Here is a 24,591-nt window from a genome sequence, read left to right on the forward strand (position 1 = left end):
CTAATTTTGGTAAATACTTCTGCTTTTGCTCTTCAGAACCAAATTCATTAATAGGCACCATCACCAGAGAGCTTTGTACGCTGGCCATTGAGCGATAACCTGAATCGACACGCTCGACTTCACGGGCAATCAGACCATAACTGACATAATTTAAACCTGCACCGCCGTACTGTTCAGGAATGGTTGGACCGAGTAAACCCAGTTCACCCATTTCACGGAAAATAGCCGGATCGGTTTTTTCATGACGGAACTGTTCCAGTACACGCGGCATCAGTTTATCTTGACAGTACGCTGCCGCTGCATTGCGAATCATGCGCTCTTCTGACGTCAGTTGCTGTTCGATTAAAAACGGGTCTTGCCAATTAAAATTTGATTGATTTACTTTCTTTGTATTTACCATCTGATTCATAGTGTCCTACCAGTCCCTTGTATCCATACGTTGTATTATTCTGGAACTGACTGTATGCGTGAATAATCTTTCTTTCAAACAATAAATATGCATGCAGTTATGCAAAAACCGCATATCTTATTAAAATTAACAACTCTCAAATATAAATGACTGACCTATTGGGGCATTTTTAACACTAATGTCTTATAGTCAAAAAATACTCATATGTAATTTATTAATATCTTAATATTTTCAAGGATGAATTTATGCGCCGTAAAATTCCGCCTCTACAAGCACTTTTATGCTTTGAATCAGCAGCACGGCATGCGAGTTATACCCACGCATCACAAGAACTATTTCTAAGTCAAAGTGCGGTTTCTCGACAAATACAACAATTAGAAAGTTATTTAAATGCTCTCTTATTTACCCGCACTCGTCATGGCGTAGAATTGACTTATGTAGGAAAACAATATTACAAAAGTATCACTCCTTATTTAAAGGGATTGGAACAAACCACTCTGGATGTCATTGCGCATAAAGGACAAGGAGGTACTCTAAAATTAGGTGTGGTACCAACATTCGCTACCCGGTGGTTATTACCCAAATTACCAAGCTTTAACCAGCTTTATCCTGAAATCACGATCCATCTAGAAACGAGCACACGACCTTTTTTATTTAATGACCATATTTTAGATGCTGCTATTTATGCAGGCACCCCTCAACAAGTTGAACAATGGCCTGGTACACATAGTCACTTTTTAATGTATGAAGATGTGGTTGCCGTATGCGCACCTAGACTAATCAAACACTACTTTCCGGATGCGACTATGATCAATACCAATAGCTTTGATTTAAGTGCACAACAATTAATAGAGCTCCCTTTATTACAACAAACGACAAGACCACATATTTGGGAGGAATGGTTTAATCTCTATCCCATAAAACATCCAAACCCTAATCATGGTCAACGACATGAATTATTTTCAATGTTAGCGGTTGCTGCCAATCATGGTATGGGAATGGCATTAATTCCACAGATGCTGATTGAAAAAGAGTTACAGAAAGGTGAACTGGTTATGGTTTCCACCAAGAAACTGGAAAAAAAGCGCGCTTATTATTTAATGCATTCCAATCAGGAAAATTCACCACTGATAGAAAAATTTGTAGAGTGGATTCAGAAAGAATTAACTAATGAATATGCTCTGGACCTAAGATAACCTAGGAACTCTGTAGTCAAAATCCGGGGTGTTTACACAGTAAATCGGTTAAAATAGTGGCTGAAATTATGGCAATATTTAATATCTCCCCAACATCTCAACCACTCATTTTTAAAGCAATATCAATTCATTGAAAACAATACACCACCGAATTCAAATCGTTCGACTAAATATCTGGACTTAAGCCTATTGACGTATAAATCTTCAAAGAAACATGAGAGATTGCACAAAGCTCATTCATAATCCATAAACCAATACGATGACAATCCCCTTTGTACCCGCACCCATATAATTAAAAATAGATTTATTTATTGAGGCACTATGCTTTTTATATTCCAAAAATATCTAAAATATTGCTATATAACACATTTAAAAAAATAATAAAATAAATACATATATTTCAAATATTTATATTATGAAAAAATAGACTAAATTTAGCTCATTTTTTATTAAATACTTATCTTCATATTCTTCTCAGAATTCATTCCTTATTTATACATAGCTTTCAACGTAACTTAAAGACATTCGTTTAGAGGTGTCTTTATGTCTTATCTCATTGCCAAACATACACATGTCATTGAACACGATCATGAAGCTATTCATGCAGCCTATCATGTTGCTGATTTTGCACTGAGCGGTCGTAACCAACGTGATCAGAATCGTGAGTTACCTTATGCAGAAGTAGATCTATTTAGTCAAAAAGGTTTGGGTGGAATTCGCATTCCACGAGAATTTGGCGGTGCATTTGTGTCCAATAAAACCTTGGCACAAGTATTTCGTATCATTAACAAAGCTGATTCAAGCTTAGGACAAATTCCGCAAAATCAAATTGCCCTATTAAACATGATAAATATCATGGGCACACAACAACAAAAAACCTTTGTCTTTAATGAAATATTACATGGCAAACGTCTTGCCAATGGCGGCCCTGAGCGTAATACCAAAGATACTAAAACCCTCAACACGCAATTATCGATCGAAGATGGGCGTTACTTTGTCACGGGTGAGAAATTCTACTCGACCGGCAGTAGTTTTGCAGACTGGCTTGCGATTAAAGCCATCCATCCTGAAGGACATGTTGTCCTCACTTTGGTAGAACGAGAACGCCAAGGGGTTGAGGTAATTGATAACTGGAATGGTTTTGGTCAGCGCACCACCTCAAGTGGCACTGTCAAATTGGACCATGTCGAAGTTAATCCTTTATTAATTTTTGACGAACGTTTATTGGCAAATCAACCGAATTACCGCGGTGCATTTTCTCAGTTGATGCAAGTGGCTATTGATGTGGGGATTGCGGAAGCTGCACTTGAAGATACGATTTCTGCGGTTAAACAGGCACGTCCCATCATTGATTCGGGTCTAGACAAAGCCAGCTTCGAACACTACACCCTGCAAGAGGTGGGTAAATCAATCGTGCTACTCGATGCCGCGATTCTATTACTTGATGAAGCGGCAGAATATTTAGATGAGCTTGATCAACTTAAAGAAGCCAATGCAGAACAAGCCGCTCTAGCCTCGATTCGTGTCGCAGAAGCCAAAGTCTATGCCAATGATGCAGCTCTACACATTTCAGAAAAACTATTAGAACTGGGTGGCAGCCGCGCAAGTTTGCAGCAGCACAATTATGACCAGCACTGGCGTAATGCACGTGTACATACCTTACATGATCCGATTCGTTGGAAATTGCATGCCCTAGGTGACTACTACCTCAACAACACCCTTCCTGCCCGCCATGCTTGGATTTAAGGATCGCGTCATGACATCGTATCAAAAAAATATTTACTTACAGAAAAATCAGCCTATCCATGTGATTCATTCGGATGCAGAAGCATTAGCGATTGCAGAAAAACTGGCTGCACAGTTTAAAGAAAATACCATTCAACGTGATGCAGAGCGGATTTTGCCGTTTAAGGAAATTGGAGCCTATAGCCAGTCAGGTTTATGGGCGATTACTGTACCGAAAGAATTTGGCGGTGCAGATGTTTCCAGCTATACCGTTGCCCAAGTCATTGCACTGATGAGCGGTGTCGATGGTTCGATTGGACAGATTCCTCAAAACCATTTTTATGCCTTAGAAGTGTTACGTAATACCGGTACGCTAGCGCAAAAACAAAAGTTATATGGCGAAGTCTTAAAAGGTGCACGTTTTGGCAATGCGCTTGCAGAATTCAAAACTAAAAATTCCACGCAAAAACAGACGATATTACGCAAAACCGAACACGGCTATGAAATCTCTGGTGAAAAGTTTTATTGCACCGGCAGTTTGTTTGCACACCGCATTCCAACATTAGTAAAAGACGAGCACAATCGTGAATTTTTGGTCTTTGTACCACGCGATAGCCAAGGGCTAGACATTACGGATGACTGGACTGGTTTTGGCCAAAAAACCACAGGCAGTGGTTCAGTAAAATTTAATCGTGTCAAAGTGGCTGAAGAGGATATTGTTCCTTTTGATGTAGCATTTTCTTCACCCACACTGGTTGGCCCTTTTGCACAAATTATGCATGCTGCCATTGAAACAGGAATTGCACGTGCAGCTTTTGAAGAAACCTTAATTCGTGTCCGCCAAGCACGCCCTTGGATTGACTCTAAAGTCGATGCCGCAACCGATGATCCTCTAACTAAGTTCGAACTAGGCCGTTTAATTGCCGATGTTCGTGCCAGTGAAGTCCTACTGAAACAAGCAGCGCGTTCGATTGATTCAGCCAAACCTGCACCAACAGAGGAAAACATTGCAACGGCTTCTTTAGATGTTGCCAAAGTACGTGCACATAGTACTGAAACGGCGTTAAAGGTGTCTTCTAAACTGATCGAGCTTGCCGGTAGTCGTGGCAGCCAACGAGAAGATGGCTTGGATCGTTTTTGGCGTAATGCACGAGTACACACTCTGCATGATGCATCACGTTGGAAATATTACTTTATTGCCAATTATGCCGTGAATGCCATTCTGCCACCACGCCGAGGAACACTATAATGCCGCATCATTCATCTTCAATCCCAACTAAAAAAATACTGCTCAATGCCTTTGACATGAACTGTGTCGGTCATATTAACCATGGTTTATGGGCACACCCCAATGATGAGTCACATCGTTTTAATGAACTCAGTTATTGGACAGATTTAGCCAAAACTCTCGAAAATGGTTTATTTGACGGGTTGTTTATTGCAGACATCACAGGCAGCTATGATGTCTATCAAAATAATTTGGACCTTACTTTAAAAGAGTCAATTCAACTACCGAGCCACGATCCAACCACACTGGTCTCAGCCATGGCAGCAGTAACGCAGCATTTAGGCTTTGGCATTACCGTCAATTTAAGCTATGAATCGCCTTATCAATTTGCACGTCGTTTTGCCAGTCTCGATCATTTAAGCCAAGGTCGCATAGGTTGGAACATCGTCACAGGCTATTTAGACAGTGCCGCACGCCTAGTGGGTCAAAAGAATTTGCAAGAACATGACACCCGTTATGAACAAGCCGAAGAATTCTTACAACTGTGCTATCAGTTTTGGGAAGGCTCCTGGGAAGATGATGCGATTCGAAAAGATAAAATCAATCGTATTTTTACCGACCCAAGCAAAGTGCATATGATTAATCACCAAGGCAAATTTTATCAAAGCCAAGGTGTATTCCAAGTTGCTCCATCTATTCAACGTACGCCTGTCTTATTCCAGGCAGGTGCATCACCTCGTGGTTTAGCTTTTGCGACTCAGCATGCTGAAGCGATGTTTATTGGTGCCGATACTGCTGAAAAAGTCAAAGCGCAAGTCACAAAAATTCGTGCCTTAGCTGCACAACAAGGATGTGATCCTGAAGCGTTAAAACTGTTCGTTGGCATCACCGTGGTCTGTGCTGAAACCGATGTACTCGCTGAAGAAAAATTGGCGGAATATATTCGCTATGCCAGTCCTGAAGCGGGTCTTGCACATTATTCAAGTTCCGTGGGTATCGACCTTTCTCAATATGCCCCGGATGAAGCTATTCCTTATCAAAAGAGCAATAGTATTGTTTCAGTCAATGAAAAGTTTAAACAGCTAAAAATCACCCCTAATGATTTAAGCAAACAACATATTTTAGGTGGTCGTTATCCCCTATTTGTAGGTAGCGGTAGAAAAGTTGCTGAGCAACTCATTCAGTTTCTTGATGAAACTGGAATTGATGGTTTTAACTTGACACGTACCGTTGCTCCTGAATCACATCATGATTTTATCCGTTATGTCATTCCTGAATTGCAACAGCGTGGTCGTTATAAAACGGCTTATCAAGATGGCAGTTTGCGCCACAAGCTGTTCCAAAACGGTGATCGACTGCCTGAGCAGCATCCTGTGCAGCAATTCCGCTACGGTACAAAGACAACCGCACAAAAACAACGTGCTTAAAAATGAATCTCAATAAAAACTGACTTAATAAAATATAGAGGTGTGCAATGGCACAAACAGCAAAAACAAAATGGACACTGATTGGTGTGGTGGCTGCGGTCATCGTGATTGTTTTAATCATCTGGAATCAACAAAAATCAAACCCTTCCAATGAATTGGTGATTGGTCTAAGCCCTTCCTTTGCTAAACCTTTACAAGTCGCGGCAGAAGAAGCCAAGGTGCAAGGATTAAATGTTAAATTGGTTGAATTTTCAGATTGGAATACGCCGAACATTACCTTGAATCATGGTGATATCGATGCCAACTTCTTCCAGCATCAACCTTTCTTAGATAACGCAAAAAAAGAAACTGATTTTAAAATTAAAGCCTTCGATGTTGGTGCTGCAACTCATGTCGGTCTGTATTCAAAAAAATACAAAAGCTTTGCAGAACTACCTGATCAAGCAAAAGTGGTGATTCCAAATGACCCTGTCAATCAAGGTCGTGCGCTGCAACTGTTACAACAAGCAGAGCTGATTAGCCTGCAACAACCGGATAATTTTCTATCAAATCTAAAAGACATCGCAACTAACCCGAAAAAATTGCAATTCATTGAAGTGGAAGGTCCACAAACCGCACGTGCCATTGATGAAGCGGATCTTGCATTTGGCTATCCACATTACCTACGCCTTGCAAAAACGGCAGATCCTGAAGGTGCTTTATTGTTCGATTCAAATACCGATAAACGTTTTGCGATTTTATTTGCCGTGCGTGAAGACTATGAAGACGTCGATGGAAAATTGCGTAAGTTTGTCGATATTTACCAAAATTCACCGAAAGTAAAAGCTGCTTTAGATGCTGACTTTGGTTCGAAACTTTGGTTCCCGGGCTGGAAATAAGGAAAATACGATGGTTAGTTTCGGTTCATCGGTTGAGTTTGCCATTCCGCATATCAAAATTCATCAACTGAATAAATATTACAATGTGCAAGGCAAACAAGTACATGCTCTCAAAAACATTAATCTAGACATTCCGGAAGGCAAAATTTTCGGCATTATCGGTAAAAGTGGTGCAGGAAAATCCTCTTTAATCCGGACCTTAAATGGTCTAGAGGGCATTTCTGATGGGCATATTCATATCCATCAGCAAGATTTAGCCAGCTTAAATCATGAGCAATTAATCCAACTGCGCCAATGTATTGGCATGATTTTCCAGCACTTCAATTTGATGTCGGCAAAAACCGTACGTGAGAATGTTGCCCTACCGCTCAAAATTGCCAAATATCCTGCTGCTGAAATCGATGCACGTGTCACCGAGGTTTTACAACTGGTTGGCTTAGAAAATAAAGCGGAGCACTACCCCTCACAACTTTCAGGCGGGCAAAAACAACGTGTCGGTATTGCACGTGCCTTGGTTCATCATCCTGAAATTCTACTTTGCGATGAAGCAACCTCAGCTTTAGACCCAGAAAGCACCTCCGTCGTGCTTGCGCTGTTAAAAGAGATCAATCAAAAATTAGGTATCACCATTGTTCTGATTACCCACGAGATGCAAGTGATCCGTGAAATTTGCGACCAAGTCGTGGTGATTGATCAAGGGGAAATTGTCGAGTCAGGACAAGTGTGGTCGGTGTTTTCTAATCCACAGCAAAAAATTACCCAAGAGTTGCTGAACTTGGAACAGCTCGAATTACCGATTGAACTTTCTGCTGACAAAACTGAAGCCACAACACACAGCGTTTTAAAGCTGCGATATGAAACTACATTGGCGAGTGCACCGAATTTAACCGATTTAACCGCAGCATTTGGTCAGCCGGTGTATTTATATCAAAGCCATGTCGACAGTATTCAAGGTCATTTAATTGGTTCCTTTATTGTGGTGGTGGAAAACACCCAACTCGACCTGGCGGCACTTACAAGCCTACTGCAACAACACATTGTAAACATTGAGATTCTCGGCTATGCAAAATCAACTCATTGATCTTCTGATTACCGGAACAACAGATACCTTGTTGATGGTGGGTGTTTCGGCATTTTTGGCTTTTTTAATTGGTTTACCTTTGGCGGTGATTTTGGTGTGTTCATCCGAACATGGGATTTACCCATCCAAAAAAATTAATCATAGCTTGGGCTGGATCGTCAATATTACCCGCTCGATTCCATTCTTAATTTTGATGGTAGCTTTAATTCCGATTACTCGTTTTATCGTCGGCACTAGTTATGGGGTTTGGGCAGCAGTTGTACCTTTAACCCTTGCAGCAACACCTTTTTTTGCCCGTATTGCTGAAGTGAGTTTACGTGAAGTCGATCAGGGCTTGATTGAAGCAGCACAGGCAATTGGCTGTAACCGAAAACAAATTATCTGGCATGTGCTGTTACCTGAAGCACTGCCTGGCATCGTGGCTGGATTTACCGTCACGATCGTCACCATGATCAACTCATCGGCAATTGCAGGTGCCATTGGCGCCGGTGGCTTAGGTGATATTGCTTATCGTTATGGGTATCAACGCTTTGATATGCAAATTATGCTTGCAGTGATTGTTGTGCTCATTATCATTGTCATGCTGGTACAAGCATGTGGTGACATGCTTGCCCAGAATCTTGATAAACGTAAAATTTAAATTGAATTATATAAATGAGGAAAAGATTTTAATTCAAAGTGTTTCCTTGATTGGTCTAGGTGCCAGAGGATGGCATATGGCCTCACATTTATCCAAACTCGGCATGGAGGCTAGACATCTTGCAACGAGTTCAACAGCAGTTTAATTGCATTGAAAAGCATCAAGTACAGCAGCTTTATGTTTCAACAGCCATACAAACTTTGGAACAAGATACAAGGCTCATACTTCACGTTTAAGCTCAAAAACCGAAGCTGATGCTTCGGTAATTTATATTTATTTAAAAATACAATACGGCTTAGAACCAATAAGTTTTATGAGTTTAAAACATATTTTTTTTCATAATATTAATTGGTTTTCATAAAAAAAATCTTCTTATTTACCTATAAAAACCATGATTTTTTCAACAAAAACCCGTCCCTTTATTCCCAAGTTTTTGAACATACGGTCATAAAGACAATTTCAGTTTTATCATAGAGACAGGTCATAAAAATAATGAAGATACCTCTATGTACAAAAGAATAAGATCTGCGTCTCATCCTCTAGTGTTATCTCAAGCGATAAAGATTGGCGTGACAGACATAGTGCAAGGTACTGCTCTCTTTTTAATTGACGGGATGTGACGATGTCAAAAATTGCTAAATTCGCCAGTGAGCGCCGTCATACAGAACGAAAACAGGTCATACAAAAGGAGATGCAGCAGGCTCAAAGCTTTATCCAAACACATCTGCCTTTAGATGATTTGTTTGAGGCTTACCAGAATCATCAACACATAGGACTGTTAGAAAAACTCGAAGCTGCCATTGAACGTGAAGCCTCCTCGGTCCGTTATAAAAAAATGCTGTATCACTGCTACCGCAAGCAGATCATGCTGTTTAACCATACCCATGAAATCGAACTGGATCTACCCTCCCGCCAATTCCTGAGCATTGAACGGGAGACCATAGAATTCAATCGGGAATGGTTAGAACGATCCAAGTATGTTCAAATGATCCATCAAAAGCTGTGGCGTTACTGGAACACTGCACAGCAATTCACAGATATAGAAGTCATTGGTAATATCCTGATCTCTAGCATTCTCTTTGCAGGAATCTCTACACGCAATACCTTGGATGCGTTTCTCGATCAGGTACAACAGGGACTGATAATCCAGCATCTTGGCGCTGTGGATCTCCATTTCATCTTTCTTGAACCCTTATCTCCGGGTTATGGCGATATCTACCATCCAGAAGCACCGCTGAGAAAATCACGCACACTGGTTTTAGATCGCATCACCCAGCTCTGGCTGGCGCGTTACCTTATGCAGCCCCCGCCTGTACACATGAATGCCTTCGACTATCTAAGTATCATCTTCAGAAAAATGGGGTTTACCGGTCAATATTCTGAGATCTCGAAACTTCTAGCTTCGGCAAGTAGTCACTGGATGCAACTGGATAATGTCACACTGGATCCCGCCTTAAGTCACTGCCTGGAAGAAAAAAATGAGACCTGTGGTTTAAACATAGAATCATTCAAAAACTACTTGGATCCCCAACTGTTTTCAGCACAGCTAAATGATGGTCTTATCTCGAATAAACCTTCAGTAAAATACTCTACTGCAGTGAAGAATGAACAATCACTGGCCAACATTAAAAAACTGCACAGGTACTTACTTAAGACCATTCGGCATCATCAAGACGGTTTGACTGAACTCATCGATTACATGAACCAGGAACATGCGGTTCTGTCTGAAGCCTCGATCCGGATCTGCCTGTGGCTGATCAGTCTGTTCCATCCTGGTAAAGCGCAAGTACAGCACTTGAGCCAGCTTTTTAACCTGGACGCAGAGGCATGGCTCAAATATTTAGGCTATCAACAGAAATTAAGGCGATCCTCGATATATAGCTACTATGCCAAATTTGCAGAAGCTTGGTGGTTGCATACGCTTCCCTATATGGAAGATCCTGATTTCAATGCACACCTTGAGAATATCTATAGCAGGATTATGGGAGAAAATACCAGGTCCTCGCATCAGAAGTTTGATTTGTTAAGACGATTTCATCATTTCCAGAAAATTCTGTTTAAAACAGAAGATTTTCCTTTATACCGTGATATCCAGGCATCCTCCCATCCCAAAACACAAATCATCTCTGCCAAAGTGTTTTGCGCTGTACTTGATCTTCTTCCTGCCTATGCAGAACGTGGCAGCTATGATCAGCATGATGCCGAGATGCTGAAACTTATTTTTACCCTCGCCTTTCGAACCGGTATGCGGATTAATGAAATTTTAGGCCTGCGAATTAAAGATCTCGAAGGCCCATCATGCACATCTCTCTGGATCAGGCCCTACCGCTCCAGCCAGCAGGAACATACACTGAAAACGGACAGCGCTGAACGCAATATTCCAGTCAGTACGTTGTTATGTTCCAAGGAACATGATGCTTTTAAGGACTACTGTTTATCCAGACGGCTCAGCTTAAACAAAGATGACTATCTGTTTACCCTTTGGAATAGCAGTGAACGTTTATCCTCTCATTTTGTCTCCCAGATTTTCTCGAATCTGACCAGTAGCGTATTACCAGGTCATCCCTATTCTTTTCATACCCTCAGACATTCTGCTGCAAATCATTTAGCCCTTGTCCTGAATATGCCCTATGAGCTGGTTAAGGTCTTTAGCAATTACAGTCAGCAAGATTATGACCGTATACGCAGCGATCTACTACGTTCCACTGCTGCTCAGGACATCTGGTATATCCTCGCCCATTTACTTGGACATATCACCCCCAAAGAGACCTTTAAAAGCTATCTGCACTTATGTTTTATCATAGCGGGTTATCAGCTCATACAATATGACCCACCAATCCCAGCCCAGACCCTTAAAACCATTCATCCTGGCCTTTCGATCAAACCTACCTCGAAAAACATTCATACAAGTAGTTTAAGTCCGATGCTTAGGCTAAGCCTGGCATCCGAACGCTTAAAACATAGTTCCTCCTCTAGGAGAAACGCTAAAAAGCCCAATCCATCAATTCGCCTGAAAACAGACCGTGGTAACGAGAACAGTTATCCGGGTACAGTTCAATCCAGTATCTCCGTCCATATGGCCGTCCAGGTGATCAGACACTGTGAACGCTTTGACGACATTGATTACATCGCTAGAAAACTGAATCTACCACCTGCGCTCATTCAAGGATGTAAAGACAACATCTGCAAATTACAGATGCTGAAAAATCAGAAAGGCAGATCACGTTTTATGCTGGACCCTGACAAAGGTGGACGCATATTGCCCTGCGTAGAAACCTTTGAAGAAAAGAAATTGATCACTTATTTTTTTAAACAACTCGCTAATTATTCTAAAGAGAATAAAAATCTCATCAGGGCTTTAAAAATATTTATTCACAAGGTAAATACATCGGAGTCTGGATTAATTTTCAACATTAAAGAATGGGATCAACTTAATACTTTCCTAGAGGGGATCCACCCTCTTTTCCCATCTCAATATTGGGCTATTGAGATGCCTCATATAATCAAAAACAAGGATTTAGGCCAAGTGTTATGGCTAAATAAGATTAATCAAAGCAATCCTATATATGGAAACTTTAAAAATTCTTTCCGTATATGTTTAAAATCTAAAAAATCTGATAAATCATTAAGTTTTCTCAAGTACAGTCTTATCCTTTTATGCATATTTAATCAAAAAGTATTTATTTAGAATAAATACTTTTTATCGTTAAACTTCAGTTACACATTTGAATTAGACAAGGCATTATTTTTATATTAAAAAGAAGAATAAGTCCTAAAATAAGAGAAATAGAAATGTTTAACCGACCAAAGATCAGTAGAATATTAAGCACATTGATTCATGAATACCAAATCCGTGATGAATATAATATTGGTATTTTTTTTGGAGATGATGGAACAAATAAAGATCATAGAGTGATCTATTTATGGCTTGAAAAGTTGATAGATAACACCCCTGACATCAGTTTTGATGAAATTAGAACTACTTTTATACAACATATACCTGAGTGTTATTTCAACTAAAAATTAATCATTAATAATTCTTAAATAGAATATTTAAGAGAGAACATCTTGCCTAGTTATGTCCATTTCGAATGACTTTTGAAAGGCCGGATGCAACTTCATTAGTTTCTGTGAAGCATGGCTTTACACTCCTAATATTTCATAAACTTAATTGAGCGTAATGTGTATAGTATGTAGGTCTTGAATATATTTACTATTTTACCCTCACTCAATACATGATTATCTTTATTCATTTTAAAATACATAGAACCTCTATCTTAATTTAGTCTCGCCGAATAAATAAAATCAAAATTTCAAATATATAAACTCGTAAAAAATAAAAAGTATCCTTTATCAAGAATAATATTCATTATATAAGATATCTATATAGTTTCCCCACCACTGCATCAACTCCTCCCTTTCCTCAAAGTGTTCAGCTCGATCATATATACCTTTTGTTCCTTTTTTAACATGTGATAATGCTGCTTCGATGGCTTGGACCCTACTACTAAAGACTTTATTAAGTGCAGTAGATGATAGATGGCGAAACCCATGTGCATGTTGTTTTTTTTGATACCCCAAACGCTTTAAGGCTGTATTAAAAGTTGAATCACAGATTGGTTTATTGGGATCATTCCTCGCTGGAAAAAGATAGTCCGATTGTCTTTGTATTTTCTTCAATTTATATAAAAGATTTATCGCCTGATCAGATAACGGTACTTTATGGATTCTTCGGTTTTTCATCAGTTCCGCTGGTTTGGTCCATATTCTCTTGTCTAAATCGAAATGCTCCCATTTAGCTACGCTCAACTCACCAGGCCGAGGAAAAAGTAATAACATTAGTTCAAGCCCAATACCTGTTGTTTTATTAGAATAGGATCGTATGCTTTTTAAAAGCATTGGCAGTTCATGTATTTCAACAGAGCAGAAATTATTACCTTTGTGGTTATCTAAAAACTTTTTCACCTTAGTGAGAGGATTGATTTTTATTCCATGAGAAATTTCTGCCCATTCATATACTTCAATCATATAAGAAAGTAACTTATTCACCTGCGTCATGATTTTCAAATTACGCTGTAAACCTTGGAAAAATTTGAACCATTCTCCCGCTGTAATATCTCGAAAATCCCGCGCTCCAAATTTCTGACAAATATGCTTCTGAATGGATTTAACAGCCTTCTCATAAGTCTTATCAGACCATTTTTTTATTTTGGTATCAAGCCATTCCTCGATCAGTGAACTTAATCGATATTTTTGGTATTCCGTCTCTCTATTAGTAAAAAAAGTATTGTTCTCTATTTCATTCTGATAAGTACGTGCAATTTTTTTAGCCTGACTAATATTGACTAAGGGGTATGCTCCAAGTCCTTTCCAAGTCCATACCCCGATAATATTTTTATACCTTAATTGCCAGCTTTTATGACCTGTGCTTTTTACAAAAAAATAAAGCTGGTCTTCAACAACAATGCGGTAGTCTTTACCCTCAGGTTCAAGCCCCATGAGCTTTTTATCATTCAGCTTTGGTCTGCTATAAAGATTGTTTCGTTTCATGTGATTTATCACGTGCATTGAAATTACACAGAGAAATATCACAAGAAAAAAAATGGCATCTCCAAACATATAAAACGAAGAAAAAAATGCTAAATTTTTTTCATTAGGCCCTTAACTGGTTCAAATAGTCTGCCCACCACTGCATTAGCACACGGCGCTCATCTAAATGCTGTGATTTATCATAGACACCCTTCACACCCTTTTTCTTATGAGCCAGACAAACTTCAATGACCTGTTCCTTATCACTGAATCGATCATTCATCGTGGTACTTGCCAAATGTCGGAACCCATGGGGATTCTGCTTTCCTTCATAACCTAGACGGTTTAAAGCTAAGTTAAAGGTCATATCACTAATAGTTTTGTGTACTGATAGGCGGCTTGGAAACAAAAACTCAGATTCGGGCTGAATCTCCTTGAGTTCTTTTAGAAGTGTGATTGCTTGATTAGGCAAAGGTACTTGATGCTCCAGACGGGTTTTAGTCGATGCAGCGGGTTTGCTCCACAATGCGTTCTTAAGATCGAACTGTTCCCACTTAGCACACCTTAATTCACCAGGGCGTGGAAAAAGTAGAATCATTAACTCTAAACCAATTCCAATAGCACGTTTTTTATTGTCGCCGATTCTTTGCAATAAAACTGGAAGATCTTCAATACTAATAAAATTCATATTTCCCGATTGATATGTATCTAAATGCTTAGTGATACCTTCCAGCGGGTTGGAACTAATTTTTCCTTGAAATTTGGCCCAGTCATAACAGCCTCGAACATAGGACACCAGTTTCTCAATTTGTGTATGAATGCCTAAATTACGCTGTAAGCCCTGGAAGAAATCAAACCACTCTTTCGCACTAATATCGGTATAACTACGCTTTCCAAAGCTGGGGATGATATGTTTATAGATCGATTTCTCTGCTTTCGTATATGTTGCTTCTCCCCATTTCGTCGACTTGGTATCTAGCCAATCCCGCATGAGATTCTGAAAATACAAACTCTCTAGTTCTCTTTTCTCATTCAGCAATATTTTCTTTGGTTTTAATTCTTCGCCTTTTGACAAGGCTACATTATATTCCTGTGCTTTTTGACGAGCGAGTTTTGCACTGACTTTAGGGTATGCGCCAATGCCGATCCATGCCCATTTCCCTTCAGCATTTTTATATCGAAACTGCCAAGACTTCGTACCAGGTTTCTTCACCACAAAATACAAACCAGCGCCGTCAAGTTCACGGTAGTCTTTGTCCTCAGGTACTAAAGTAGCGAGAACTTTTTCACTAAGAGGCCGTTTTTTTATGTCTTTCCGAAACATGCGCTTCACCTTGTATCACGAGTTAGATTATTAGACAGTGATACACGTGGTGATACAAGATAGCGTCAGTTTTGGAGAAACATACCAAACCACCAGAAACAAAAAAACCTTCTAAATTGTTGAATTTAGAAGGTTTTCTGCTTTATACAACCCTATAGAAAGCTGTATAAAAAGTAATCTTGGTAGGTATATCCAGACTCGAACTGGAGACCTCTACGATGTCAACGTAGCGCTCTAACCAACTGAGCTATACACCTAGAATGCTTGGCATATTATAAATTTTTTCTCATGAAGACAAGCCTTTTCATTTAGTTTTTAAAACATCCGCGCAAGTTTTAAGCAAATCCTTGAATTTTTTCATTTCTTGCTCCGTCATTGTTATTCCTGAATACAGATTTTTTTCAAAAACCTTTATGGCTTGAATAAAGGCAGTCTGGTTTTCAACCTGAACCTGCTGGGATAAACGTAACATCCACTGATGAAAGGTTTCAGCTGGCTGTTTTTTGAAATCGTCAGCTAAAGATTGATTCAACTGTTGAATCATACGATCATATGGAGCTTGAGCTTGTCTTGCCTTCAAATAAATTCTCAAGATGTAGAGGAATATTAGTATGCTGATACCAGATATTAGTATAACGACGCTGGAATAGATTGAATCTAGGCCCAATTTCGCTAACCAGCCCTGTTGTGATTCTGCATTATAACCCACCACCTTACTTTGCCATTGGTAGCTGGCATAATCGCTCCAAACGCGCATCTTCGTCATCCACTGATTATTCTGTGATGCCCAGGTTAAATTATTTGCCGATACACGTTCATCTTGAGACATTAGATTTTGCATTCCGTTGTCTATACGCTGTGGAGCAATCTTAGCGGTTGGATCAAAGCGCTGCCATTTCTGATCAATCCAAACCTCTGTCCAAGCATGGGCATCCATTTGCCGAACCTCCCAACTCATCCGATCCGGGGCCAACTCTCCCCCTTGATAACCTGTGACCACCCGTGCAGGAATTCCAACATAACGCATCAACATTACGAAACTCGATGCATAGTGTTCACAAAATCCCTGACGGGAATTAAACAGGAATTCATCAATCCGGTTTTGTCCCAATTGACCCGGTTTTAAGGTATAAACAAAATTATTCTGCTGATACCAGTTCAAGACTTGTTGCACATAACGACGTGGCTCTTTAGCACTTTGTTCATATAGATGTAATGCCAATTTCTGTGCTCGAGGGTCTAGGCTACGCTGCACTTGAGTATTCATTCGCTCGATATATTGGCTTGGCAGTGTTTGAGGCTCGTATTTTGTACCGACCCATTGTAATGTAATCGGTTCAACGCGTTGCGTAAGCCGTCGCGGTACAATACTCCAGTCCTGACGGTTATAATAACGGCGTTCCACAGGTATCGATTTTTCCAGCCCCATGATCCAGAACACCGAAGGATCTGCAGCCAGATATTGATAATTCCAGCCTGTAGACACTGCAGATGTATCCATCGATGGTTGCATTAAAGGCTGTTGATTGCTGAAATTGCTGGTCCAGCGCTGCCCATCATATTCATCTAGTACCAGGGCTCGCCAATACAACTCTGAACGTGATGGGAGCTTGCTCACATCACCGATAATCCGGAAAGCAAGGGCACTGGATTGGGACAATTCGGCAATATCACCGGGCGACATGCTGTCGCTAATGCCTGTTACACCTTTGTTTTCTGGAATAGGAATATACCAAAGCGGAGGCAAGCGCGGGAAGAAAATAAATAACAGTATGAAAAATGGAACGGCGTAGAAGACAAACTGGCCCACATGTTTGGCATCCTGTTGCAATGCTGTGCCCAGAGTGGTCTGTTCCTGTTCAAATTCGCTGGTCTGAATCCGGTACAGGCCAATCAGACAGCTGATTAAACACAGTACAATCACGATTGCCATCCCAAATGACTGACTGTATAAGAATGAACTTGCAGCGACAAACAGGGCAAAATTAAACAGGATAATCAGGTCTCGTTTATTTTTGCTTTCCAGTGATTTGGCAAATAAAAATGTAGATAAAACAGCCACTCCTGCATCTACGCCAATAAAACTTTGATAATTCAAATAAATACTGCCCAGTGCCAACGCCGTCAGCAGAAAAGTACCGATTTTTGGAAATGGCTGCTGACGCTTCTGATAAATCCAGATACACAGAATACTGATGGCAAAAATTATACTGAGTAGCACAGGAATAAATGCCATTTGGGCGATGAGAATCAGCCCCAGAGTCAGTACAATCGAGGTACAGATTTTTGCGTTCATCGTTTCTTTATCCACTTTAGGCCTGCGCCAACAATTGTTTGGCTTTCCGTAGTTGTTCTTCCCCTGCTCCCTGTGGCAACTCAGCCTGTGGCAAATGCAGGCTATAGGCACATTGCTGCTGCTCGCACTGCTCGACCAGCCCCATTACAAATTCAAGTTTTTCTTCATGTGACTGGCTTGGCATATGCTCATAATGAATCTCGATACTGTGTTCATCCTGATATTGTTCAAAGACTTTGACATACAGGCCTTGCCCACGCGCAAACTGCTTCCAGGAGACAGCCTGCAAGGAATCCCCAGACTGATAATTGCGTAATTCACGAAATTCATCCATATCCGGTTCAAAGCGGTTAAAGTAATATTTATTTTCAGCCGTAAAAGCTTCAGCCTTAGGAGCAATCCAAGCAGAATGCTGATGATAAAGATAGGTCCAGGCTCGAACCAGACCAAAGGGATAAACCGAATAAATCTGAATGATCGGGTAATCAAACTTGCCACGTTGCTCTGTGTAAAATGGCAGGATAAATTGCTGCTTTGCTGCATTCAGATAAAATTTTGCTATCTGATCTCCTGCCTTGATATATACATATCGTGGACGAAGCTGCTGCTGTTGAAAATAAAAATGTAGATTCAGGCTATTCCCTACCTGACCAATATCATCTGCAATTAATTCAATTTTCAGGTCATGCAATTGTTTGAAAGTCAGATAGAAACTAACACACAGCACGGCACTGATTAAAAAACAAAAACCTAAAATCAGGTTATTGGCATAATTCACTCCGGCCACAAAGGTGATCAAGATCAAAACAAGATACAGATAACCCTGCCGATAAATAAATACCAGAACATCTTTCTGTGAGAGCTGTTTCTGCTGTGAAAATTGAAAGCGTTTGGCCAGCCATTTTTGCCAGGTTCTATCCAAGAGAAAACTCCTTTAGCTGACCGCAACCTGTTGCATGACATTAAAGGCTTCTGCCTCACTTAAACCCAGACGATGTGAAGTCACCGCAACAAATACGGCCTGTACATCATCGGGCGTGACAAAGGCACGTTGCTGAATCAGGGCATGTGCTTGTGCTGCACGCTTCAGGGCCAATAAGCCACGTGTGGAAAGTCCATGTCGTTTTTTACGGGTTTCTTCTGCCAGATCGAGCAGATATTCCTGAATGGCTTCACTGATAAATACCTGATGCGTCAGGCTTTGTAGTTCCAGTATCTCATCTTCAGTGAAAATATGGGTCAGGCTCGCAATCAGGGCAAAACGGGATTCCTGCTGTAATAAAAGTTTTTCTGCATGGCGCGATGGATAACCCAAGGATAAACGCATCAGAAAACGGTCAAGCTGGGATTCAGGTAAAGCATAAGTACCACTTTGAAACAGCGGGTTTTGTGTTGCAAGCACCCAGAAGGGTTTGGGCAAGGCATAGCGCACGCCATCAATGGTGGCATAGCCTTCTTCCATGGCTTCAAGTAAGGCACTCTGGGTTTTGGGACTGCAACGGTTAATTTCATCTGCCAGTAAAATCTGGGTAAAAATCGGCCCTTGTTTAAACTCAAACCGGTGTTCTTTCTGATTAAACATATTAATGCCGATCACATCACTGGCCAGCATGTCATTGGTAAACTGGATCCGTTGGAACTTCAATCCTGCCAGATGTGCCAGACTGCTGGCTAATGTGGTTTTTCCCAGCCCGGGTAAATCTTCAAACAGGACATGTCCACCCGCAATCAGGCAACAGAGTGCCAGTTTGGTCTGAGCCTGCTTGTCCAGCACAATGGCATTAACTTCTTCAAAAAAATGCTGGATCTTGGGTGAATAACTTGCAATCTTTTGTTCAAGCCCTGTATTGATGTATGCAATGTCGTTATTTTCCTTTTGTTTCATGCCCCAGATCACAGTAAATTCCTTAATAAAACATGGTCTAGGATTAACATACACTGAAATTTAAATTTTCCCAAAAGATCAATCATCTGTCTATGTAACTGAATAAATACACTCACTAGAAAATACCGGAATAGAAAGAACATACAGAAATGAGATCTAGAAAATAAAAATGACTGCTACAGACAGAGATATTTTTTGATCAAATATCAAAATACTTATAGGACTTTGCCGTCTCTTGAAAAGACTTATACATAAAAATTCATACTTAAAAGGTATATACACCCAGATCATTTTTTTGATTTTTATAATTTTTTTGGAAATAGCTCAACTCATGCAATCAGGGTTATTAGGTGGCCTATTCTTTTAGAGAAAAAAAAGCGCCCCGAAAGGCGCTTGCTGTTACTTAACCATTAACATGGACATTTCTTCATACCACCTGCGGATGGATAACGCGAATCTACACAGTGGCGATAGAAAGTCTTAGGATCCATGGGTTCCAGATCCGGGTGATGCTTGCGCATATGCTCCACATAGGTCTGATAATCAGGTACACCGACCATCAAACGGAAACTTTGCTGCAAACGTTGCCACAAGGTCGCAATCCGTGACCAGTTTTTCGGATTCAGGATCAAATCCTTCTGCGACATCACGGTCATCTTGATGATTTTATAAATCATCGTTTTCCCGCTTTTGGCAAACTTCAGATTCATAATATTCTCCTTAATGACCTTTCGCTGGCTGAATCTCTTCAGGATCGCGATAAATCGCTTCTGCCTCATGCACGGTCGGTACCGGACTTGCCAAGGCACGGCGAATCACACCAATCGCAGCGAACAACATCACAAAGGCTACAATCATGAAGAAAGCACAAAGTGCAGCATTGATCTGGTTCGACATCGCTACCGTCTGCATTTCAGCCATGGTTTTCGCTGGCGCCAGGATTTCATTATTGGCAATTGCCGTGTTGAAACGGTCAGCTTGCGCAAGGAAACCAATCTTTGGATTTTCGTGGAAAATCTTCTGCCAGCCTGCTGTCATGGAAGTAATGAACAGGAACACTGTCGGGATAATTGTCACCCAGACATATTTCTGTTTTTTCATCTTGAACAGAATGACGGTACCGAGAATGAGCGCCATCGCAGCCAGAATCTGGTTACCGATACCAAACAGTGGCCATAAGCTGTTAATCCCGCCCAGTGGATCGACTACGCCCTGATAGACGAAGAATCCCCAGCCTGCCACTGCAACCGCAGTACCCAACAGGTTTCCGAAGAAGTTATGCGACTGTTTCACCGCAGGAATCACGATACCTACGGTATCCTGCACCATAAAGCGACAGGCACGGGTACCAGCATCTACAGCAGTCAGGATAAACAATGCTTCAAACAGAATCGCAAAGTGATACCAGAATGCCATCATTTCACGACTGTTGAAAATTTCGGTGATGATATGTGCCATACCAATTGCAAAGGTAGGCGCACCACCAGTACGTGACAAAATCGAGTTTTCACCAACTTCTTGTGCCAGTAAGGTCAAAGCTTCAGGCGTTACCACAAAACCAAGGGTTCGTACTGCTTCTGCTGCACTTTCGGCTGTAGTACCGAGTAATGCGGCTGGCGAGTTAATGGCAAAGTAAATTCCTGGATCCAGAATTGCAGCACAGATCAAGGCCATGATCGCCACAAAAGATTCCATCAACATACCGCCGTAACCGATCATGCGGATATCGCGTTCATTGTTGACCAGTTTTGGTGTCGTTCCTGAAGACACCAAAGCATGGAAACCGGAAATCGCACCACAGGCAATGGTAATAAACAGGAATGGGAACATAGAACCTGCAAATACAGGACCAGTACCATCAACGAATTTGGTAATTGCTGGCAGTTTCATTTCAGGCATGGCAAACAGGATACCCACAGCCAGACCTGCAATCACGCCAATTTTCAGGAAGGTCGACAGATAATCACGTGGAGCAAGCAATAGCCAGACTGGCAGTACCGATGCAATGAATCCATAAATGATCAATGCCCAAGTCAGCTCAGTGCCAGAAAGCGTAAAGAATGGGCCCCAATATGGATGTTGTGCGATGTTTTCGCCGTAGATAATGCCCAGCATCATCAGGACAAAACCAATAATCGAGACTTCAGCAATTTTACCTGGTCGGATAAAACGCATGTAGATGCCCATAAAGATCGCAATCGGAATGGTCGCTGCGATACTGAATACACCCCAAGGACTGTTGGTCAGTGCTTTTACCACCACCAGTGCCAGTACTGCCAGAATGATAATCATCACGCCTAAGGCACCGAGCATGACCACAATCCCGGCAAAAGTACCCAGTTCCTGCTTGGCCATTTCACCGAGTGATCGACCGTCACGACGGGTGGAAATAAACAGCACCAGAAAATCCTGGACTGCACCGGCAAGTACCACACCGACCAGTAGCCAGATCGTGCCCGGCAGATAACCCATCTGCGCTGCCAGGATTGGACCTACTAGCGGACCTGCACCGGCAATCGCTGCAAAGTGATGGCCAAACAGCACGCTTTTATTGGTCGGCACATAGTCCAGACCATCAGCCAGACGATGCGCAGGCGTTAAACGGCGTTCATCCAGCTCAAATACTTTATTGGCAATAAATAAACTGTAAAAACGGTAAGCAATGCTATAGACGCAGGCGGCGGCAAGTACCAGCCAGACTGCATTGACATGCTCACCCCGACTCAGTGCCAGCACTCCAAAGGAGACTGCACCCACAATGGCTACCAAAAGCCAAATCATTTTCGAAGTCAGCGTGGACTTCTTCTGTAAAGTTTCCATTCAATCCCTCATATTGTGATGCATACAAATCAGCGTGATTGTTGTTGTTCGAGGTACTGCTGTTTTCCCTTGCGACTTTACGCCTGTTCTTTTGCTTTTCCTCTAAGACTTTGGCATAAAAAAAGGGATGATCTAAATCATCCCTCTCGATAATAGTCTATTTTCAAACCATTATGCACGTTCTAAATAGTCACCAGTACGGGTATCTACACGAACGCTTTCTTCTTGCTGTACGAATAATGGAACACGTACTACAGCACCTGTTTCAAGTTTCGCCGGCTTACCACCACCGCCAGAAGTATCACCACGAACACCTGGATCAGTTTCAACGATTTTTAATACCACGAAGTTTGGTGGGCTCACACTAAGAGGCACGCCATTCCACAACATGATGGTACATTTTTCGTTAGAATCGTCTTTTAACCATTTTGCAGCATCGCTCATTGCTGTTTTATCAGCTGCGATCTGTTCAAAGGTAACAGGATCCATGAAGTTCCACATTTCGCCATCGTTGTACAAGTATTCCATTTCTACTTCAACGATATCAGCAGCTTCTAGTGAGTCACCAGACTTAAATGTTTTTTCTAACACTTTGCCTGATTTAAGGTTACGTAATTTTACGCGGTTAAAAGCTTGGCCTTTACCTGGTTTTACGTATTCATTTTCCATGATTGAACATGGGTTGCCATCAAGCATAACCTTAAGGCCTGACTTGAAATCATTCGTAGAATAATAGGCCATGACTGGCGCACTCCAAACTTACTAACTTTAATCTATAGATGCTATGGGCTGTTGCGATGTCATTTAGCAAGTCTGACACGAACATGATTTGCCACATGCACATTCATTTAATGTTGCGTATTCTAAATGAGCAATACGTCTTGCCGCAATGAAAAAATCCGCTTTTACCTGCTCAGGCTGTCTAAGTTACAATCAGATATGAAAATCCTTTGTTTATTCATGTCTTGCTCAACGTTAGACTGTCATCAGCTTATCATGAAGATCAGCATATCTGAATCGCACCCTATATTAGAGCACAGCGAGTCATTCTGCTTTCTTACAAACTGTTAAACTGTTTCCATCAGGATGTGTCCTCCCACTTAATATTGTTAATCTTCCAGCATGACGAACTATCTATATCAAGAACAAAACTGGCAATCACAACTCAGCGACCTGATCACTGATCCACGCGAACTACTTGAAGTACTGCAGCTTGCACCGGAGCAACTGCTCTCAGGCGCTATCTTGGCTTCCAAGCAGTTTAAATTACGCGTACCACGTGCTTTTGTGGGCAAAATGCAGACCGGAAACCCTTTAGACCCCCTGCTTTTACAAGTGCTGCCCCATCATCTGGAACTGGAAGAGCATCCGGGATTTGTCACTGATCCCTTGGGCGAAGAACAGGCCAATCAGCAACCTGGCGTACTGCACAAATATAAATCCCGTTTCTTGCTGACACTGACTGGTGCCTGTGCTGTCCATTGCCGTTATTGTTTCCGTCGGCATTTTCCCTATCAGGAAAATCTGCCTAAAAATGAAGACTGGATAAATATCAAGCAATATCTGGAAAGCCAACCCGATATTAATGAAGTGATTTTGAGTGGTGGTGATCCACTGACCTTATCGAACCAAAAATTAAAAACCTGGATTGAACGACTGGAATCAGTACCACATCTCAAATTCTTAAGAATACATTCACGAGTTCCTATTGTGATCCCCAACCGAGTCGACGAAGAGTTACTTAGCATGTTAAAAAACAGTAGGCTACGTATTATTCTGGTGGTACACTCAAACCATGCATCGGAGTTGGACGACTTCACTTGCACGCGTTTAAACCAGCTGGTTCAACACCAGATTACTGTATTGAATCAGGCGGTTTTATTAAATGGGGTTAATAATTCTGCTCAGGTTTTAGTAGATTTAAGCTATCGCTTGTTCGATGCCGGGGTCATGCCTTATTATTTACATGTACTTGATAAAGTAAAAGGTGCCCATCATTTTGATTTGGCATCTGACCATATTAATGAGATTTATACAGAAGTTTTAGCGAGCCTACCGGGGTATCTGGTTCCTAAACTGGTTCGAGAAATAGCGGGCGAGAAGAATAAGACACCGCTTTTTGGGGTTTCAACATTTTTGAGTTAAATAATAAA

General features: G+C 41.1%; 18 protein-coding genes and 1 tRNA gene. 9 read left to right on the plus strand and 10 right to left on the minus strand.

From position 1 onward, the window contains the following. Positions 1-409: acyl-CoA dehydrogenase family protein (locus AY607_RS00005; RefSeq protein WP_171255249.1), on the minus strand; the 409-nt coding region annotated here is incomplete at its 3' end. Positions 410-654: 245 nt separating this feature from the next. On the opposite strand from AY607_RS00005, the gene AY607_RS00010 reads away from it, so the two are divergent. From AY607_RS00010 to AY607_RS00045, 8 genes are all read left to right on the plus strand, one after another. After that, a complete protein-coding gene (locus tag AY607_RS00010) occupies positions 655-1,605 on the plus strand; it encodes a LysR substrate-binding domain-containing protein (protein ID WP_064101371.1) in 951 nt (316 codons plus the stop codon). Between the two features lie 543 nt (positions 1,606-2,148). Then, positions 2,149-3,351, plus strand: coding sequence for an SfnB family sulfur acquisition oxidoreductase (locus AY607_RS00015; protein WP_064101372.1), 1,203 nt, complete (start codon positions 2,149-2,151; stop codon positions 3,349-3,351). A gap of 10 nt (positions 3,352-3,361) precedes the next feature. Beyond that, entirely contained in the window at positions 3,362-4,579 is a 1,218-nt protein-coding gene (locus tag AY607_RS00020) for an SfnB family sulfur acquisition oxidoreductase (protein WP_064101373.1), read from the plus strand. Further along, the gene (locus AY607_RS00025; RefSeq protein ID WP_064101374.1) at positions 4,579-5,985 is read left to right on the plus strand and encodes an LLM class flavin-dependent oxidoreductase; all 1,407 of its coding nucleotides are present in this window, start codon (positions 4,579-4,581) and stop codon (positions 5,983-5,985) included. Before AY607_RS00020 ends, AY607_RS00025 begins: the two co-directional genes overlap by 1 nt. A gap of 47 nt (positions 5,986-6,032) precedes the next feature. Beyond that, positions 6,033-6,863 (plus strand): MetQ/NlpA family ABC transporter substrate-binding protein, encoded by an 831-nt coding sequence (locus AY607_RS00030; protein WP_064101375.1) that lies wholly within the window; start codon positions 6,033-6,035, stop codon positions 6,861-6,863. Between the two features lie 10 nt (positions 6,864-6,873). After that, complete coding sequence (locus tag AY607_RS00035; protein ID WP_064101376.1) at positions 6,874-7,944, plus strand: methionine ABC transporter ATP-binding protein; 1,071 nt, start codon at positions 6,874-6,876, stop codon at positions 7,942-7,944. Next, on the plus strand, positions 7,925-8,584 hold the full coding sequence (locus AY607_RS00040) for a methionine ABC transporter permease (RefSeq protein WP_064101377.1): 660 nt from the start codon (positions 7,925-7,927) through the stop codon (positions 8,582-8,584). The genes AY607_RS00035 and AY607_RS00040 overlap by 20 nt, the downstream gene beginning before the upstream one ends. A 622-nt stretch (positions 8,585-9,206) precedes the next feature. After that, complete coding sequence (locus tag AY607_RS00045) at positions 9,207-12,272, plus strand: tyrosine-type recombinase/integrase (RefSeq protein ID WP_064101378.1); 3,066 nt, start codon at positions 9,207-9,209, stop codon at positions 12,270-12,272. A gap of 665 nt (positions 12,273-12,937) precedes the next feature. Here the strand turns inward: AY607_RS00045 and AY607_RS00055 are convergent. The 9 genes from AY607_RS00055 to efp form a co-directional block, all read right to left on the minus strand. Then, entirely contained in the window at positions 12,938-14,134 is a 1,197-nt protein-coding gene (locus AY607_RS00055; protein ID WP_064101558.1) for a tyrosine-type recombinase/integrase, read from the minus strand. A gap of 103 nt (positions 14,135-14,237) precedes the next feature. Further along, entirely contained in the window at positions 14,238-15,437 is a 1,200-nt protein-coding gene (locus AY607_RS00060) for a tyrosine-type recombinase/integrase (protein ID WP_064101380.1), read from the minus strand. 180 nt (positions 15,438-15,617) lie between these two features. Beyond that, positions 15,618-15,694 (minus strand) — tRNA-Val (locus AY607_RS00065). Between the two features lie 47 nt (positions 15,695-15,741). After that, entirely contained in the window at positions 15,742-17,733 is a 1,992-nt protein-coding gene (locus AY607_RS00070; protein WP_064095805.1) for a transglutaminaseTgpA domain-containing protein, read from the minus strand. Between the two features lie 16 nt (positions 17,734-17,749). Next, positions 17,750-18,655 carry a DUF58 domain-containing protein gene (locus tag AY607_RS00075; RefSeq protein WP_064095458.1) on the minus strand — a complete coding sequence of 302 codons (906 nt, stop codon included), beginning with the start codon at positions 18,653-18,655 and terminating at the stop codon, positions 17,750-17,752. A 12-nt stretch (positions 18,656-18,667) separates the two neighbouring features. Further along, on the minus strand, positions 18,668-19,630 hold the full coding sequence (locus AY607_RS00080) for an AAA family ATPase (protein ID WP_171255250.1): 963 nt from the start codon (positions 19,628-19,630) through the stop codon (positions 18,668-18,670). A gap of 398 nt (positions 19,631-20,028) precedes the next feature. Beyond that, the gene (locus tag AY607_RS00085; protein ID WP_171255254.1) at positions 20,029-20,331 is read right to left on the minus strand and encodes a YbdD/YjiX family protein; all 303 of its coding nucleotides are present in this window, start codon (positions 20,329-20,331) and stop codon (positions 20,029-20,031) included. Positions 20,332-20,338: 7 nt separating this feature from the next. Further along, positions 20,339-22,438: a carbon starvation CstA family protein gene (locus AY607_RS00090; protein ID WP_064095460.1), complete on the minus strand. Its 2,100-nt coding sequence runs from the start codon at positions 22,436-22,438 to the stop codon at positions 20,339-20,341. Positions 22,439-22,609: 171 nt separating this feature from the next. Beyond that, positions 22,610-23,179 (minus strand): elongation factor P, encoded by a 570-nt coding sequence (gene efp, locus AY607_RS00095; RefSeq protein WP_064095461.1) that lies wholly within the window; start codon positions 23,177-23,179, stop codon positions 22,610-22,612. A 381-nt stretch (positions 23,180-23,560) separates the two neighbouring features. On the opposite strand from efp, the gene epmB reads away from it, so the two are divergent. Beyond that, positions 23,561-24,583 (plus strand): EF-P beta-lysylation protein EpmB, encoded by a 1,023-nt coding sequence (gene epmB, locus AY607_RS00100; RefSeq protein WP_064101382.1) that lies wholly within the window; start codon positions 23,561-23,563, stop codon positions 24,581-24,583. Positions 24,584-24,591 lie beyond the last annotated feature (8 nt).

Origin of the sequence: Acinetobacter sp. SFA, from assembly GCF_001647535.1 — a bacterium.
GTDB classification, from domain to species: Bacteria; Pseudomonadota; Gammaproteobacteria; order Pseudomonadales; family Moraxellaceae; genus Acinetobacter; species Acinetobacter pecorum.